General features: G+C 69.0%; 16 protein-coding genes and 1 tRNA gene. 6 read left to right on the forward strand and 11 right to left on the reverse strand.

Annotation, left to right across the window (positions count from 1 at the left end; translation table 11 throughout):
- The first annotated feature begins 50 nt into the window (after positions 1-50).
- Complete coding sequence (locus ACIA5C_RS34855; RefSeq protein ID WP_396062680.1) at positions 51-1,388, forward strand: hemolysin family protein; 1,338 nt, start codon at positions 51-53, stop codon at positions 1,386-1,388.
- Positions 1,381-2,439, forward strand: coding sequence for a hemolysin family protein (locus ACIA5C_RS34860; RefSeq protein ID WP_396062682.1), 1,059 nt, complete (start codon positions 1,381-1,383; stop codon positions 2,437-2,439). Before ACIA5C_RS34855 ends, ACIA5C_RS34860 begins: the two co-directional genes overlap by 8 nt.
- On the opposite strand, the gene ACIA5C_RS34865 is transcribed toward ACIA5C_RS34860, so the two are convergent.
- From ACIA5C_RS34865 to ACIA5C_RS34905, 9 genes are all read right to left on the reverse strand, one after another.
- Positions 2,425-3,228, reverse strand: coding sequence for an ABC transporter ATP-binding protein (locus ACIA5C_RS34865; protein WP_396062684.1), 804 nt, complete (start codon positions 3,226-3,228; stop codon positions 2,425-2,427). The genes ACIA5C_RS34860 and ACIA5C_RS34865 overlap by 15 nt on opposite strands.
- Positions 3,229-3,237: 9 nt before the next feature.
- Entirely contained in the window at positions 3,238-4,014 is a 777-nt protein-coding gene (locus ACIA5C_RS34870; RefSeq protein ID WP_396062686.1) for an ABC transporter permease, read from the reverse strand.
- The gene (locus ACIA5C_RS34875; RefSeq protein WP_396062688.1) at positions 4,011-4,784 is read right to left on the reverse strand and encodes an ABC transporter permease; all 774 of its coding nucleotides are present in this window, start codon (positions 4,782-4,784) and stop codon (positions 4,011-4,013) included. The genes ACIA5C_RS34870 and ACIA5C_RS34875 overlap by 4 nt, the downstream gene beginning before the upstream one ends.
- Positions 4,781-5,731, reverse strand: coding sequence for an ABC transporter substrate-binding protein (locus ACIA5C_RS34880; RefSeq protein WP_396062690.1), 951 nt, complete (start codon positions 5,729-5,731; stop codon positions 4,781-4,783). Before ACIA5C_RS34880 ends, ACIA5C_RS34875 begins: the two co-directional genes overlap by 4 nt.
- 111 nt (positions 5,732-5,842) lie before the next feature.
- Positions 5,843-6,466 carry a GntR family transcriptional regulator gene (locus ACIA5C_RS34885; protein ID WP_396062692.1) on the reverse strand — a complete coding sequence of 208 codons (624 nt, stop codon included), beginning with the start codon at positions 6,464-6,466 and terminating at the stop codon, positions 5,843-5,845.
- Positions 6,456-7,460 carry an amidohydrolase family protein gene (locus tag ACIA5C_RS34890; RefSeq protein WP_396062694.1) on the reverse strand — a complete coding sequence of 335 codons (1,005 nt, stop codon included), beginning with the start codon at positions 7,458-7,460 and terminating at the stop codon, positions 6,456-6,458. Before ACIA5C_RS34890 ends, ACIA5C_RS34885 begins: the two co-directional genes overlap by 11 nt.
- Positions 7,457-8,395 carry a VOC family protein gene (locus tag ACIA5C_RS34895; protein WP_396062696.1) on the reverse strand — a complete coding sequence of 313 codons (939 nt, stop codon included), beginning with the start codon at positions 8,393-8,395 and terminating at the stop codon, positions 7,457-7,459. The genes ACIA5C_RS34890 and ACIA5C_RS34895 overlap by 4 nt, the downstream gene beginning before the upstream one ends.
- Positions 8,396-8,403: 8 nt before the next feature.
- Positions 8,404-9,492 carry a 4-oxalomesaconate tautomerase gene (locus tag ACIA5C_RS34900; protein WP_396062698.1) on the reverse strand — a complete coding sequence of 363 codons (1,089 nt, stop codon included), beginning with the start codon at positions 9,490-9,492 and terminating at the stop codon, positions 8,404-8,406.
- Positions 9,485-10,195, reverse strand: coding sequence for a 4-carboxy-4-hydroxy-2-oxoadipate aldolase/oxaloacetate decarboxylase (locus ACIA5C_RS34905; protein WP_396062700.1), 711 nt, complete (start codon positions 10,193-10,195; stop codon positions 9,485-9,487). The genes ACIA5C_RS34900 and ACIA5C_RS34905 overlap by 8 nt, the downstream gene beginning before the upstream one ends.
- 223 nt (positions 10,196-10,418) lie before the next feature.
- Between ACIA5C_RS34905 and ACIA5C_RS34910 the strand changes: the two genes are divergently transcribed.
- From ACIA5C_RS34910 to ACIA5C_RS34920, 3 genes are all read left to right on the forward strand, one after another.
- On the forward strand, positions 10,419-11,309 hold the full coding sequence (locus ACIA5C_RS34910) for a LamG domain-containing protein (RefSeq protein ID WP_396062702.1): 891 nt from the start codon (positions 10,419-10,421) through the stop codon (positions 11,307-11,309).
- A 27-nt stretch (positions 11,310-11,336) separates the two neighbouring features.
- Positions 11,337-11,879 carry a DUF4240 domain-containing protein gene (locus ACIA5C_RS34915; RefSeq protein ID WP_396062704.1) on the forward strand — a complete coding sequence of 181 codons (543 nt, stop codon included), beginning with the start codon at positions 11,337-11,339 and terminating at the stop codon, positions 11,877-11,879.
- Positions 11,880-12,249: 370 nt separating this feature from the next.
- Positions 12,250-12,579, forward strand: a complete 330-nt coding sequence (locus tag ACIA5C_RS34920) for a hypothetical protein (protein ID WP_396062706.1) — start codon at positions 12,250-12,252, stop codon at positions 12,577-12,579.
- A gap of 198 nt (positions 12,580-12,777) precedes the next feature.
- Here ACIA5C_RS34920 and ACIA5C_RS34925 read toward each other — a convergent pair.
- A tRNA-Gly gene (locus ACIA5C_RS34925) sits at positions 12,778-12,848 on the reverse strand.
- A gap of 47 nt (positions 12,849-12,895) precedes the next feature.
- Positions 12,896-13,393 (reverse strand): pyridoxamine 5'-phosphate oxidase family protein, encoded by a 498-nt coding sequence (locus ACIA5C_RS34930; protein ID WP_396062708.1) that lies wholly within the window; start codon positions 13,391-13,393, stop codon positions 12,896-12,898.
- A 75-nt stretch (positions 13,394-13,468) separates the two neighbouring features.
- Here ACIA5C_RS34930 and dcd point away from each other — a divergent pair, with 75 nt between their 5' ends.
- Positions 13,469-14,047, forward strand: coding sequence for a dCTP deaminase (gene dcd / locus ACIA5C_RS34935; RefSeq protein WP_396062710.1), 579 nt, complete (start codon positions 13,469-13,471; stop codon positions 14,045-14,047).
- Positions 14,048-14,123 lie beyond the last annotated feature (76 nt).

The following is a 14,123-nucleotide window of genomic DNA, read 5'->3' on the forward strand; positions in this document are numbered from 1 at the left end:
ACTCGCGTCCATGGGCGGTCCGGCAGAATGAGGGCCGAGGTGAACCGATCATGGCCGGCATACTGCTGACCGCGGTGCTCCCCTTGACGGCGTTCGTGCTGCTCACGGTGGGCAACGCGTTCTTTGTGGCGGCCGAATTCGGCCTGGTGACGGTCGACCGGTCGGAGATCGACGCCCGGGCCGAAGCGGGCGACCGGCGAGCCCGCCGGGTGCGCCACGCCCTGCACGAGCTCTCGTTCCAGCTCTCCGGCACCCAGCTCGGCATCACGCTGATGACCCTGCTCACCGGTTACCTGGCCGAGCCCGCACTCTCCAAGGTCTTCGACCCGCTGGTCCGTCCGGTGGCCGGCGACGCGACCGACGGCATCACGCACGCGCTCGCGCTGATCGCGGCGACGCTGTTCTCGATGCTCTTCGGCGAGCTGGTGCCCAAGAACGCGGCGCTGGCCCGGCCGATGCGGGTCGCCCTGGCCACGGCGGCCGGGCTGCGCACGTTCTCGCGGACCTTCCGGTGGCTGATCGGCGTGCTCAACGGCACCGCCAACTGGCTGGTCCGCCGCATCGGGGTCGAGCCGCAGGAGGAACTGGCCAGCGCCCGCTCGCCCGAGGAGCTCGGCCTGCTCGCCGCGATCAGCGCCCGGGCGGGTGCGCTGCCCACCGAGACGGCGACCCTGCTGCGCCGCACGATCCGCTTCGGCGAGAAACGCGCGGCCAAGGCGATGACCCCGCGGGTCGACGTGCTCGGACTCAAGAACACGGCCAGCGTCGCCGACCTGATCGCGATGGCCCGCGAGAGCGGGCACACCCGGTTCCCGGTCTACGAAAACACGATCGACCTGGTCACCGGCGTGGCCGGGGTGCCGGACGCGCTCGGCATCCCACCGCAGCGCCGGGCCGGCACGGCGGTCTCGACGATCGCCAAGGAACCGGTGTACGTGCCGGAGAGCCTCAGCCTCGACAAGGTGCTGGCGGCGCTGCGGGCCGCCGACGCCGACCTGGCCATCGTGGTCGACGAGTACGGCGGCACCGACGGCGTGGTCACGGTCGAGGATCTCATCGAGGAGCTGGTCGGCGAGATCACCGATGAGTACGACACGGACGTCGACGAGATCGGCACGACCGAGCTGACCGCACCCACCGGCGAGAAGACGTACCTGGTCGACGCCCTGCTGCGGGAGGACGAACTGGCCGAGCAGACCGGCTTCGCGCTCCCCGAGGGCCCCTACGAAACGCTGGCCGGCTTCCTGCTGTCCCGGCTCGGCCACATCCCGGTGGTCGGCGAGTCGCTGGCGGTCGACGGGTGGGAGTTCACCGTGATGGAGGTCGACCGCCACCGCATCGGGCAGGTGCGGATGGTCTCGCCGTCCCCGGAGGCGGCCGATGACTAAGGTCCTGGTCACGATCCTGCTGCTGATCGGCAACGGGCTGTTCGTGGGTGGCGAGTTCGCGCTGATCGCGTCGCGGCGTACGGCGATCGAGCCGCTTGCCGCCGGTTCGAAGCGGGCCCGCTGGGCGCTGTCGGCCATGAACCAGATCCCGCTCGTGATCGCCGGCTCCCAGCTGGGGGTCACGGTCTGCTCGCTCGGTCTGGGCGCTCTCGCCGAGCCGTCGCTGGCCCATGTGCTCGAGCAGCCGTTCCACGCCGTTCACCTGCCGGAAGACGCGGTGCATCCGGTCGCGTTCGTGCTCGCCCTGGTGGTCGTGGTCTTCCTGCACACGGTGCTCGGCGAGATGGTGCCGAAGAACATCACGCTGGCCGGCCCGGAACGCTCCGCGCTCTACCTCGGCCCGTTCATGCTGGCCTTCTGCACCGCGACCAAGCCGCTGCTCAACGCGATGCGCTGGGCCTCGCGGACGATCCTGCGGATCTGGCAGATCGAGCCGACGGACGCGGTGAAGACAGTCTTCACGGCCGAGGAACTCGCCGCCATGGTGACCCAGGCACGCAGCGAGGGCCTGCTCGGCACCGAACAGTACGCGCGGATCCACGCCGCGCTCGACCTCAACGACCGTACGGCGTCCGACACACTGCGGCCCTGGTCGAGCGTCACCACGGTGGCCGACGACGTGTCGCCGGCGACGATCGAGGCGCTGTCGACGCGCAGCGGGCGTTCCCGTTTCCCGGTGGTGCAGCGGGAGACCCGCCGGGTGCTGGGGTTCGTGCACGTCAAGGACATCCTCGGGTACTCCTCGGCTCAGCGCAGCCTGCCCATCCCGGCCGAGCTGATCCGGCCGCTGGCGGTGATGTCGCCCGACCGTTCGCTGGCCGACCTGCTGCTCGCCATGCGCCGCGACCGGCTGCACATCGTGCTGGTCAGCGACGGTCGCCGCCCGCTCGGCGTGATCACGCTCGACGACGTGATCCACGCGGTGATCGGGGAGCCGGCGCATGTGGCCGCGCCCACGCAGCCCGCGCCGGCCCCGTCAGGTGGTCGTTGAGAAGGACGCCGGCGTCCCGCCGCCCGACCGCTTCGCCTCCTGGATGCGCGCGTAGACGTGGGTCCGCAGCTCGACGAACCGGGCATCGGACCGGGTCGTGAGCTGGTCGCGCTCGGCCGGGAGGTCGATGTCGAGATCTTCCAGCACCCGGGTCGGTGAGGCGGAGAGCACCACGACCCGCTGACCGAGGTAGACCGCCTCGTCGATGTCGTGGGTGACGAAGAGCAGGGTCACCCCGGACGCCTGCCAGACCGTGCGGACCAGGTCTTCGAGGTCGGCCCGGGTCTGCGCGTCGACCGCCGCGAACGGCTCGTCCATCAGCAGCACCCGGGGCTGGAAGGCGATCGCCCGGGCGATCGCGACCCGCTGCTGCATGCCACCGGAGAGCTGCCACGGGTAGGCCCGGCCGGCGTCGGCCAGCCCGACCGCCGCCAAGGACTCGGCGACCAGGCGACCGCGTGCGGAACGGTCGAGGCCCTTCGACTTGAGCGGCAACTCGACGTTCTCGGCCACCCGCATCCAGGGGAACAGGCTTCGGCCGTACTCCTGGAAGACGATGGCCAGGCCGTCCGGCGGCCCGGTGACCGGCCGCCCGGCCACCTTCACTTCGCCCGACGTCGGCGTGAGCAGGCCGCCGAGGCAGCGCAGCAGCGTGGTCTTGCCGCACCCGGACGGTCCGACGACGCAGACGAACTCGCCGTCGGCGACGGTGAGCGTGATGTCGCGGAGCGCCTCGACCTGGCGGCCGTGGCCGTCGTAGCTCTTGCGCAGTGAACTGATCTCCAGCACGGGTGCCTCCTAGTTTCCGCTGCGCTCGGCCGCGCGGGCGCCGTGATACCAGCTCAGGACCCGCCGCTCGATCAGGCGGAAGGCGAGCGCGAGCAGTACGCCGAGCAGCCCGAGGACGAACACGCCGCTCCACATTTCGGGGATCTGGAAGCCGCGCTGGAATTCGATGACCGTGTAGCCGAGGCCGTTGGTGGTGCCGAGCAGCTCACCGATGACCATCATGATGATGCTGATCGACAGGGCCTGGCGGGCGCCGACGACGATCTGCGGGCTGGCCGCCCGCAGGATGAAGTGGCGCAGCCGGAGGCCGCCCCCGATGCGGTAGCTGCGGCAGGTGTCGGCCAGCACGTCGTCGACGCCGCGTACGCCCTCGACCGTGTTGAGCAGCACCGGCCAGACCGCGCCGACGACGATGACCAATACCTTGGTGGCGTCGCCGATACCGGCGACCAGGATCAGGATCGGCACCAGCACCGGCGGCGGGATCGCCCGCAGGAACTCCAGCGTCGGTTCGACGAGGGCGCGCAGCCGCCGGTTCGCCCCGATCACCGCGCCGAGCGCGACCCCGATCAGAACGGCAAGAACGAAGCCGACCAGCAGGCGTACGACGCTGGGCAGCGCATCGCTGCGCAGCCGGTCGGCCGTCCACGTGTCCGGGAAGACCGCGATGATCTTGGAAAGTGGAGGCTCGTAGAAGCTCTGGCTGCCGGCGCTGGCGAACCACCAGGTGACGAGCAGGACGACCGGCAGGCCGAGAGCGACCCCGAAGCGGCGCAGGAGACTCACAGCGGTAGCTCCCTTCGCACCGACGGATGCCAGGCCAGCACCAGCCGCTCGGCCCGGCGGGTGACCAGGTTCGCGGCCAGGCCGATCAGCCCGGCGACGACGACCAGCGCGTACATCGGGGGCACCGCGTTGCTGGTCTGGGCCACCGCGATCAACTCGCCGATGCCCTTGGTGCCGCCGATCAGCAGTTCACCGGTGACGGTCAGAACCAGGGCCACGCTGGCTGCCAGACGGATGCCGGTCATCGCGTACGGAAGGGTGGTCGGCCAGATCAGGCGCAACGCGCGCTGCCGGCGCGTGAGCCGGTAGGAGGCCGCGGTCTCTTGCGCGATCGGGTCGACGTCGGTGACGCCGTGCAGCACCTGGATCAGCACCTGCCAGAACGACGCGTAGACGACCAGCAGCAGGATCGACCGGATCGGCGCGCTGAACAGCACGACCGCCAGCGGCAGCAGCGCCACCGACGGGATCGGCCGGAGGAACTCGATGGTCGACGAGGTGATCGCCCGCAGGATCGGGACGGAGCCGATCACCAGTCCGAACACGATGCCGGCCACCACCGCGACGGCAAGACCGATCAGCCAGGTCGACACCGTGCCGAGCACCGCCTGCCAGAACGCTCCGCGGCCGAGTTCGTCGACCAGGGCGCGGGCGATGCGGCTGGTCGGCGGGAAGTATTCGGCCGGGAGCACCCCGATCCGCGGGAGGACCTCGAGCACCAGTCCGAACAGGACGAGCCCGAGGATTCCCAGCGGGGCTTTTCCTCTCACGGGAGCAGTTTCCCGGTGTCGGCCGGCTGCTGGAGCAGGCCGTCGCCGACCATGAGGGCGCTCAGCTTGTCGAGCGAGGCCTTGTCGATCCCGGTCGAGTACTTCGGCAGCGTCATCTTGGCCGCCACGTCCGACTTGATCGAGGTGTACGTCGTGACGATCTGCCGCACCGCGTCGGGGTGGGCGTCGGCGTAGGTCAGCGACTCCTTCATCGCCTCGCCGAAGCGGGACACCAGGTCGGAGTCCTTCGCGATCTCCTGCTGCGAGGTGAAGTACGCCGAGATGCAGAGGTTGGGCTGCACGTCGGCGAACGACCCGACGGTGTGCCAGCCCTTGGCCAGCGCGGCCGACAGGAACGGCTCGACCACGAACATGCCCTGCACCCGGCCGGCGTCGAGGGCGGCGCCCATGTCGGGGAAGCCCAGTTCGACGAACTTGACCTGGGCCGGATCGCCGCCGTCCTGCTTGACGATCTGTTTGACCGAGGTGTCGACGATGTTCTTGAGCGTGTTGGTGGCGACCGTCTTGCCGGCCAGGTCTTTGGCGCTCGTTATGGCCGGGTCCTTCACGACCAGCATGCCGAAGTCCTTCTTCGGGTCGCCGGTCGCGTTGTTGCCGTTGGCAACCGCCTTGATCGGCACGTTCTTCGACTGGGCGAGCATCAGCGAGACCACGTTGCTGAACCCGAACTGGTATTGCCCGCTGACCACGGCCGGCACGATCGCCGCGCCGCCCTGGGCCTGTTCGAGCGTCAGGTCGATGTTGCGCTTGGAGAAGAAGCCCTGCGCTTTTCCGATGTAGATCGGGGCCACGTCGACGATCGGGATGACCCCGACTTTGATCTTGTCCGCCTGGGTGGTCGAAGAACTGTTCGAACTACCGCAACCGGCCGTGGCGGCTACGAGGGCGGCGATGGTAATCAATGAGACGAACCGTGTTCTCAGCATGGCTATCCGCAACCTTTTCGTCCCAGGTGTGATCCGCGCTACACATCGAAGACGGTAGAGATAGCTGACACAATTGTCAACGATCCGCTGTAGAAGGCGCTTGAGCTGCTTCTATGCCTCGATTTCGCGGAGCACGGCGATGACGCTGGCGATGTGGTCCCGCATCGCCGCCTCGGCGGCCTGCGGATCCTGCGCCTGGATGGCCGCGATGATCCGTTCGTGCTGAGGCAGCGAGACCGCGGGCCGGCCCGGATGCAGCGAGACCATGAACTGGTGGCGCACCAGCTGGCCGCGCAGCGTCTCGATGATGCCCTCGGCGGTCCGGTGCCCGGCGATGCTGCGTATCAGGCCGTGCAGGCGCGCGTTGAGATCGCTGTACCGCCGGAACTCGCCCGCGCCGACCGCACGGCGCATCAGCAGACCGATCTCGTCGAGCTCGCTCGCCTGCCCATCGGTCACCCGGGCGGCGGCCCGGGCGGCGACGAGACCCTCGAGGACCATGCGGACCTCGGTGATCTCGATCGCCTCGTCCAGCGGGACCTTGCGTACGTGGGCGCCCTTGTTCCGTTCGACCTTGACCAGCCCGTCGGCCGCGAGATCCTGCAGGGCGGCCCGGACGTTGAACCGGCTGGTGCCCAGCCGCTCGCACAGCTGGGCCTCGACCAGGCGCTCGCCGGGCAGATATTCGCCCTTCAGGATCGCCGACCGCAGAAGGTCGTAAGTCTCAGCCGGCACGGTTGAGCCGTGGGTAGACCCGCCGGGCGTTTTCCTCGTAGACCTTGGCCAGCTCGTCGGAGGGCAGTTTGAGCGCCTCGACGTAGCGCCGGGTGTCGTCGAAGTAGTGGCCGGTCTCCGGGTCGATGCCGCGTACCGCCCCGACCATCTCCGAGCCGAACAGCAGGTTGTCGACGTCGATGACCTCGAACAGCAGGTTGATGCCGGGCTGGTGGTAGACGCACGTGTCGAAGAAGACGTTGTTCATCACGCTCTCGTCGAGCGGCGGCCGCTTGAGCATGTCGGCCAGGCCGCGGAAGCGTCCCCAGTGGTACGGCACCGCTCCGCCGCCGTGCGGGATGACGATCCGCAACGTCGGGAAGTCCTTGAACAGGTCGGACTGCAGAAACTGCATGAACGCTGTGGTGTCGGCGTTCAGATACGCCGAACCGGTGGCGTGGAAGTTGGGGTTGGTGACCGCCGAGACGTGCACCATGGCCGGCACGTCCAGTTCGACCATCGCCTCGTAGAACGGGTACCAGCTGCGGTCGGTGAGCGGGGGAGAGTCCCAGTGGCCGCCGCTCGGGTCGGGGTTGAGGTTGCAACCGACGAAGCCCAGCTCGAGCACGCAGCGCCGCAGCTCGGCGATCGAGTTGGCGATCGGGACGCCGGGTGATTGCGGCAGCTGGGCGACCCCGACGAAGTGGTCCGGATAGAGGGTGGCCACGCGGGCGATCAGGTCGTTGCACACCTCCGCCCAGGCCCGGCTCACGCCCTCGTCGCCCTGGTGGTGGGCCATCGCCGAGGCGCGGGGCGAGAAGATCGTCAGGTCGACGCCGCGCTCGCGCATCAGCTTCAGCTGACTGCCCTCGATCGACTCCCGCAGGGCCTCTTCCGAAATGTTCGGATAGGCGGGCGCACTCTCGCCGGCCTCCCACGCCGCCAGCTGCGCCGTACGCCACGAGGTGTGCGCGGCCGGAACCGTCGTGTAGTGGCCATGGCAATCGATGATCATGCGGGCTCCCCGGTCAGAGGCGGTGTTCCGTGCGTATGGAAGGACGCGATCGTCTGCAGACCCCAGGCCTGACCCCGGGCACGCTCAGCCTCGGTCCAGTCGATCGGCTGCCAGTCCGGCGCCAGCACCAGCCGCGCGCCGGCATTGCACAACTCGATGCGGTTGCCGCCGGGCTCGTAGACGTACAGGAAAAAGGTCTGCTGGATCGCGTGCTTGTGTGGCCCGGTCTCGATGAAGACGCCCTGCTCGAGGGCGATGTCGGCGGCCCGAAGGATGTCGTCGCGGGAGTCGGTCGCGAACGCGATGTGGTGCAGCCGGCCCGGAGTGCCGGTGCGGTCCCTGGTGTAGACCGCGTCGTAGCCCTTGTTGGTGAACGTCGTCCAGCTGCCGTTGACCGTGCCGTCGTCGAGCACGATCTGCTCGGTGACCCGTGCGCCGAGCACGTCGCGCAAGTAGTCGCGATTGGACTCGACGTCGACGCCGAGGAAGTTGATGTGGTCGAGCCGTCGCACGCTCACGCCCCGCCCGGGGTAGGCCTGGGCCTGGTTCTTCAGGGCCGGCTTCAACGCCGGCGGAGGCTGGTACCACTCGTTCTCGTAGTACAGGCCGAACTCGTGCCCGTCCGGGTCGGTGAAGACGAAGGTCGGCCCGTAGCCCGGATCGCCGTCCTGCCAGCCGCCCTTACCGATCTTGGCGACCAGCTCTTTCAACGCCTCGGGACCAGCCGCACGCAGGTTCGTCCGGCCGACGCCCGAGGTGGCGTGCGCGGTCAGCTTGATCGTGATGTTCTCGTAGTCGTCCCACGCCCGCAGGAAGACCGAGTCCCCGGCCGAACCGTTCTCGGTCAGGCCGAGATAGCGGGTGAAGAAGTCGAGGCTCTGCTCGGGCACCGGGGTGCGGATCTCGATGTGGGCCAGGTGAGCGATCTGGTGCATCGGTCTCCCTAAACAGCGCGGGGGTAGGCGACACCGTCGAACAGCTTGCGAGCGGTGCGGACCACGCCCGAGCGGATCACCCGGGTCGGTGTCGCCTCACGGTCGATGACGACGTCGACCAGCAGATGGCCGGTCGGATGCTCGACGTCGATGCGCTCGGACGGCCAGCCGTCGGTCAGTTCGTGGCCGACCGCGCCCGGCAGCAGCAGGCCGGTGACCACGCTGATCGCGGCGAGCACGCCGATCGCGGTGTGCGGGCGCACCGGGATGAACGAGCGGGTGCAGACCTGGCCGCCGTCGCGGGCCGGCGCCACCAGCACGGTCTTCGGCACCGACTCACCCTCGGTGTCACCGAGACCCATCAGCTGACCGGCCTTGCGCCGGAGCGTGTCGATGCGGTCGAGCAGCGCGCTGTCGCCGGCAAGTTCGTCGTGCGACTCGTAGCCGGTCAGACCGAACGATCCGGCGGCCGCGAGCACCACCGGCATGCCGTTGTCGACGCAGGTCACGGCGATGCCGTCGATCTCGTCCCGGACGTGACCGGTCGGCAGAAGCCGACCGGTCACCGAACCCTCGGTGCCGTCGAACGCCAGGACTATCGGTGACGCTTTCCCGGGTACGCCGGAGATGGTCACGTCCCCGCGGTATTCGACCCGCCCGTCGGGGGTCGCGAACGTCGCGATCGCGACGCTGTCCGAGTTGACCATGCGGATGCGGACACTCGTCTCCGGGTGGCCCGGGTCGACCAGCCGGCGCTCGACCGCGAACGGACCCACCCCGGCCAGGAGGTTGCCGCAGTTCTGCCGGTCGCTCACGGTCGCCTCGTCGACGCCGAGCTGCAGGAACAGGAAGTCGACATCGGACTCCGGGTGCTGCGATCGGCTGATCACGGCGACCTTGCTGGTCAGTGACGTCGAGCCGCCGAGCCCGTCGATCTGGCGCGGATCCGGGGAGCCCATCAGGCGCAGCAGCAGGTCGTCGCGGTCGGCCGGGTCGGCGGGCAGGTCGGCGGCCTCGAAGAACAACCCCCGCGAGGTGCCTCCGCGGAGCATCGTGCAACGGACGCCGGTCTCCTCGTACGCCGTGGTGCTACGCACCGTCACCGTCCTTGACGTACTGCTCGTAGCTCACGTATTCGAGACCGAACTCGGGCAGCCGCGCGCGCAGGCCGTACCGGTCGAGGCCGAGCTCCCCGGCCGCGAAAGCGGCCCTCGAAACCTCTTCCTTCTCCACCCGGGCCTGCGCGGCGCGAAGCGCTCGCGCGACCTCGCCGCGCGACACCACCGTGACGCCGTCGTCGTCACCGAGCAGCACGTCACCCGGGTGAACGACCTGGCCGCCGAGCACGATCGGCACGTTGACCGCGCCCGCCGTCGCCTTGACCGTCCCCTGTGCACTGACCGCGCGCGACCAGACGGGGAACTGCATCTCCCGCAGCGCGGCCACGTCGCGGACACCGCAGGCCAGGACCGCGCCGCGCACGCCGCGCTGCTGGAGCGAGGTGGCGAAGAGCTCGCCGAACATGCCGTCGGTGGACGGGGAGTTGGTGGCCACGACCAGCACGTCGCCGGGCCGGCACTGTTCCACCGCGACATGGATCATGAGGTTGTCGCCGGGCCAGCAGAGCACGGTGACCGCGGTGCCGCCGATCTGCGCGCCGGCCCAGGCCGGTCGGAACTCGGGTCCGAGATAGCCGGTGCGGCCGACGGCCTCGTGAACGGTGGCCACACCGAAGCCGCCCAGGGTCGCGGCGTCGCCGATGTCGGCACGCGGGGGATCGGTCACCACGACGGTCCTCATCCGGACCTCCCAGATCTCGTTTTTTCCGTCCCTCGATTCCGCTACCGAGCCTAGGTGGTCTCGGTGGATTGTCAACAATTCCGCCGACAGAATTCGTCTTGGGCGGAGCTGCCGTGGTTTATAGCGGCTTTGAGATGCGGAAACCTGGATGTTGACAACTTGGGCCTCCTTCTTGCTCGAGGGGCGGTTTCCCGCGTTCTCGGTCAATCCGGACAATAAGCCCATGTCTCGCATCTGGTGGTGCTTCGGTTTGACGGGGACGCTTCTCATCGCGGCCGGGCTCACCCTCACCCGGTCCAGCGCCGCCTTCGACCCCCGCCCCGCCGCCTCGGCACTCACCGCCTTCCCCACCGTCACGCCGGTGTCCGCCCCTCCGACCGTCAAGCCGACCGCCCCGGCCGTCGGCGGAATCCTTCCCAACCAGGGCACCTTCGCGCCGCCGTTGCCCCGCGGGAAGGTCGCGGTCGCCGGCGGGCCGGTCGACCTGCGCTACACGTTCGACGGTGGCATCCGCCGGCCGATCACCGACCTCGGCGGCGACCACGCACTGCTGCCGCTCGGCCAGAACGGTGGCGAACTGCGGCTCGTACCCAAGGGGTCAGGTTTCGCCGTCGCCTACCCGCGCCGGTGCACGCTGGCCCGGGAACGGGACTGCCCGCGGGCCATCCTCCAAGGCCTCCGCGACGACAGCCTCAACCCCGGCACCCGGCCGATGGAGTACGGCGCGTCGGTGCTGATGACCCGCTCCGACCTTTCCGACGGCGCCAACGTCGTCCAGAAGGGCTACTCGGTCGGCGGGGGCAGCCAGTACAAACTCCAGGTCGACCACCTGCTCGGACACCCCAGCTGCGTGATCGCCGGCCAGCGGCACTGGATCTACCGCGCCGAACCGTGGATCGACGTCGCCGACGGCCGCTGGCACAGCCTGGTCTGCTCCCGCACCTCAGACCGCCTGGTCATCACAGTGGACGGCGTCGAACGGGCCTGGGTCCGCGTACCGCCCGGGCTGTCGATCGCCAACCCGGAGCCGCTACGCGTCGGCGGCAAAGGCCCGGCCAAAGGCAACGACCAGTTCGCGGGCGAGATCGACAATGTCTTCGTTTCCATCAGCTGACCGGCGCCGCGGTGAGAGGCTCCAAACGTGGAATTCTGGGAGCTGATCGACGCGGCCCGGGTAGAGGCCGGCCACCTGGCGGAATGGCCCAGCGGCATGCAGATCGGTGACGCGGTGGCCCGGCGCCTGCCCGCCCTGCAGCCGGTGCAGATCCTCGAGTTCGACCTGTGGCTGCGCGGCCAGGCGGCGATGGCCGACCACTGGGAACTGGGCGCCGCCTGCTACCTGTGCTGCGGCTACGTTTCCGAGGACGGCTTCGCCGAGTTCCGCTTCGGCCTGGTCGCCTTGGGCCGCGCCGACTTCCACACGGTCCTGGCCGACCCGGACGCCGGCCTGGCCGCCCTGCCGGTCGTCCAGGCGATGGCGGCCGGCCACGCGTCCCCGTTCACCCTGCACGCGGAACGCCTACAGGCCGCGGCCCCCGACACCTACGGCGACCACTACTGGCAAGACCGAGCCGACCTGCCGACCCTGCGCCCGGCCCCCCACTTCACCCCAGCCGACGCCCCGCTGATCCCGACCCGCCTGCCCAGCCTCCACGCCCTCTTCCCGAAACGGCGAACATGGTGATGCTGTCCTCAGGCCGTTGACGAGCCGCTTGAACGCCTTACCGATCGGGCCACACCAGCGACCCGCGGGCTCCAGGCTGCCCGGCGTGTAGCGGATCTGCACCCCGCTGACCTCCGGCACTGTCGGCGCTGGGCACATAGCGCGTTCTTGGTTGCCTGCCGGACGCGCTCAGACGCGGGCGGCCACCCATTCGGAAGAGCGCTATCTGTGCACATCTTGTGGGTAAGTCTGTGGACGACCACAAAGAGTTGTGGATAACGCGAGAGAACGGCCGCTAAGCGAGATTTCTGTCAGTGCTCTCCAGAAGGATGAACCACAACGTCGGCCCACCTGCCAGAGCGTCGGGAACTACACCACCGTCACGGCTTAAGTGACAGACCAGAGCAACGACCAGGCCGTCGGCGACCGAACGCATCCGCGGGTCATTCGTTCGATCGTCGCTCGGGCAGCGCTCATAGCCGGTGGCACGTTCGCCACCGCGATCGTAGAAATCCTCGGTGCCACCGGCACGCGAGGCCCGGGCGATCAGGCCGTCCTCTGTGCGCTGGTCGCCCTCTGCGTGACCGCCGCGTCGACCATGTTCACGGCCGCCTTCGCGATCCGGCCAACGGCCCATCCCTATTCCAGCGTGGCCAAGAACGACGAAAGCCCTGACGAACCATCGGCCCAGACCACGGCTTCCGTTCAACGAAGCGGGTGACGGGACCGAACCCAAACTGTCAGCTCGGCTGGGCAACCTATGGAGCCGCCTGATCAAGGCGGAACGCCTTGGAAAACACCCGGTTCCGAACCGCCCAGAGCGCCCACCGCACCGCGGGGTCTGGGGGCTCGGCCCCCAGGTAAATATGCGAAAAGCCCCTGGTCCGCGCACTATGCGGACAGGGGCATCCCGGATTTGAGCGGGTGACGGGAATCGAACCCGCACTGTCAGCTTGGGAAGCTGATGTTCTGCCATTGAACTACACCCGCAGCGCCGCTCACTGTACCTGATCGCAGGTGCTCGTGGCGGCACCGGATCAGGCGACGGCGAGCGGTCGGGATAACTCGGCTCGCCAGGTGCGGGCCACCGCGCGTACGGCCGGGGTTGCGGAAAGCGGAAGCGCTCCGACCGGCCCGTGCCGTCGGAGGGTTGCCGTGTCGATGAAGAGTTCGTAGAGCCGCCAGTCGACGGCGTGGGAAGCGCGGAGGGCGTCGGCCAGGTCGTTGATGACGCGCGGGTCTCGGACCGGGGTGGCGCGGCCGGCCAGGTAGGCCTCGTCGTCGGTCTCCTCCGGGGGATAGGTGTGCAGCGCGTAGCGGCCGTCGCGGTCGAGGTCTCGGCGTTTCGGGGAGTTGACGATGAAGCAGTAGAGGCCCTCGTCGGTGATCACCGGGGAGACCGGGTGGATGCGCGGGGAGCCGTCGGCGCGCACGGTGGCCAGGTAGGCCATGCCAGGCCCGTACTGCTGGAGGAGCGCGCGGATGCCCGCCGCGAGGGTTGGTTCAGCGGCGACGAAATCGGACCAGGAAGCCATGCGGTGATTCTATCGAACATCTGTTCGACACGCCCACTAAAACACCCTTAAGATGCAGCTAGGTACAGTGTTCCGATGCTGCTCTCCGACCGCGACCTCGTCTCCGAGATCAAGGCTGGCGACCTCGCTCTGGAACCGTTCGAGCCCGCGCTCATGCAACCGTCCAGCATCGACGTGCGCCTCGACCGGTTCTTCCGGGTCTTCAACAACCACCTCTACACCCACATCGACCCGGCCGAGCAGCAGGACGAGCTCACCGCGCTGGTCGACGTGCCGGAGGGCGAGCCGTTCGTGCTCCATCCGGGCGAGTTCGTGCTGGCGTCCACCCTCGAGGTGATCACGCTCGGCGACCAGCTCGCGGGCCGCCTCGAGGGCAAGAGCAGCCTGGGTCGCCTCGGCCTGCTCACCCACTCGACGGCCGGCTTCATCGACCCCGGCTTCTCGGGCCATGTCACGCTGGAGCTGTCCAACGTGGCCAACCTGCCGATCAAGCTCTGGCCGGGCATGAAAATCGGGCAACTCTGCATCTTCCGCCTGTCGAGCCCGGCCGAGCACCCTTACGGCTCGGCCGTCTACGGCTCCCGCTACCAGGGCCAGCGCGGCCCGACCCCGAGCCGTTCGTCGCACAAGTTCCGCACCTGGCCGACCAGTTAGATCAAGATCCAGGGGTCGCATCGGGGTGGTGGGTGACGGACCGCAGCTCCCGCCGAGGGCCCGCCCGGGCCGAGCA

Origin of the sequence: Actinoplanes sp. NPDC051343, from assembly GCF_044455125.1 — a bacterium.
Classification (GTDB): Bacteria; Actinomycetota; Actinomycetes; order Mycobacteriales; family Micromonosporaceae; genus Actinoplanes.

Coding starts and splice junctions, on each gene's coding strand:
- ACIA5C_RS34855 (WP_396062680.1), top strand. CDS start 51: ATGGCCGGCATACTGCTGACCGCGGTGCTCCCCTTGACGGCGTTCGTG.
- ACIA5C_RS34860 (WP_396062682.1), top strand. CDS start 1,381: ATGACTAAGGTCCTGGTCACGATCCTGCTGCTGATCGGCAACGGGCTG.
- ACIA5C_RS34880 (WP_396062690.1), bottom strand. CDS start 5,731: ATGCTGAGAACACGGTTCGTCTCATTGATTACCATCGCCGCCCTCGTA.
- ACIA5C_RS34890 (WP_396062694.1), bottom strand. CDS start 7,460: ATGATCATCGATTGCCATGGCCACTACACGACGGTTCCGGCCGCGCAC.
- ACIA5C_RS34895 (WP_396062696.1), bottom strand. CDS start 8,395: ATGCACCAGATCGCTCACCTGGCCCACATCGAGATCCGCACCCCGGTG.
- ACIA5C_RS34905 (WP_396062700.1), bottom strand. CDS start 10,195: ATGAGGACCGTCGTGGTGACCGATCCCCCGCGTGCCGACATCGGCGAC.
- ACIA5C_RS34910 (WP_396062702.1), top strand. CDS start 10,419: ATGTCTCGCATCTGGTGGTGCTTCGGTTTGACGGGGACGCTTCTCATC.
- ACIA5C_RS34930 (WP_396062708.1), bottom strand. CDS start 13,393: ATGGCTTCCTGGTCCGATTTCGTCGCCGCTGAACCAACCCTCGCGGCG.
- dcd (WP_396062710.1), top strand. CDS start 13,469: ATGCTGCTCTCCGACCGCGACCTCGTCTCCGAGATCAAGGCTGGCGAC.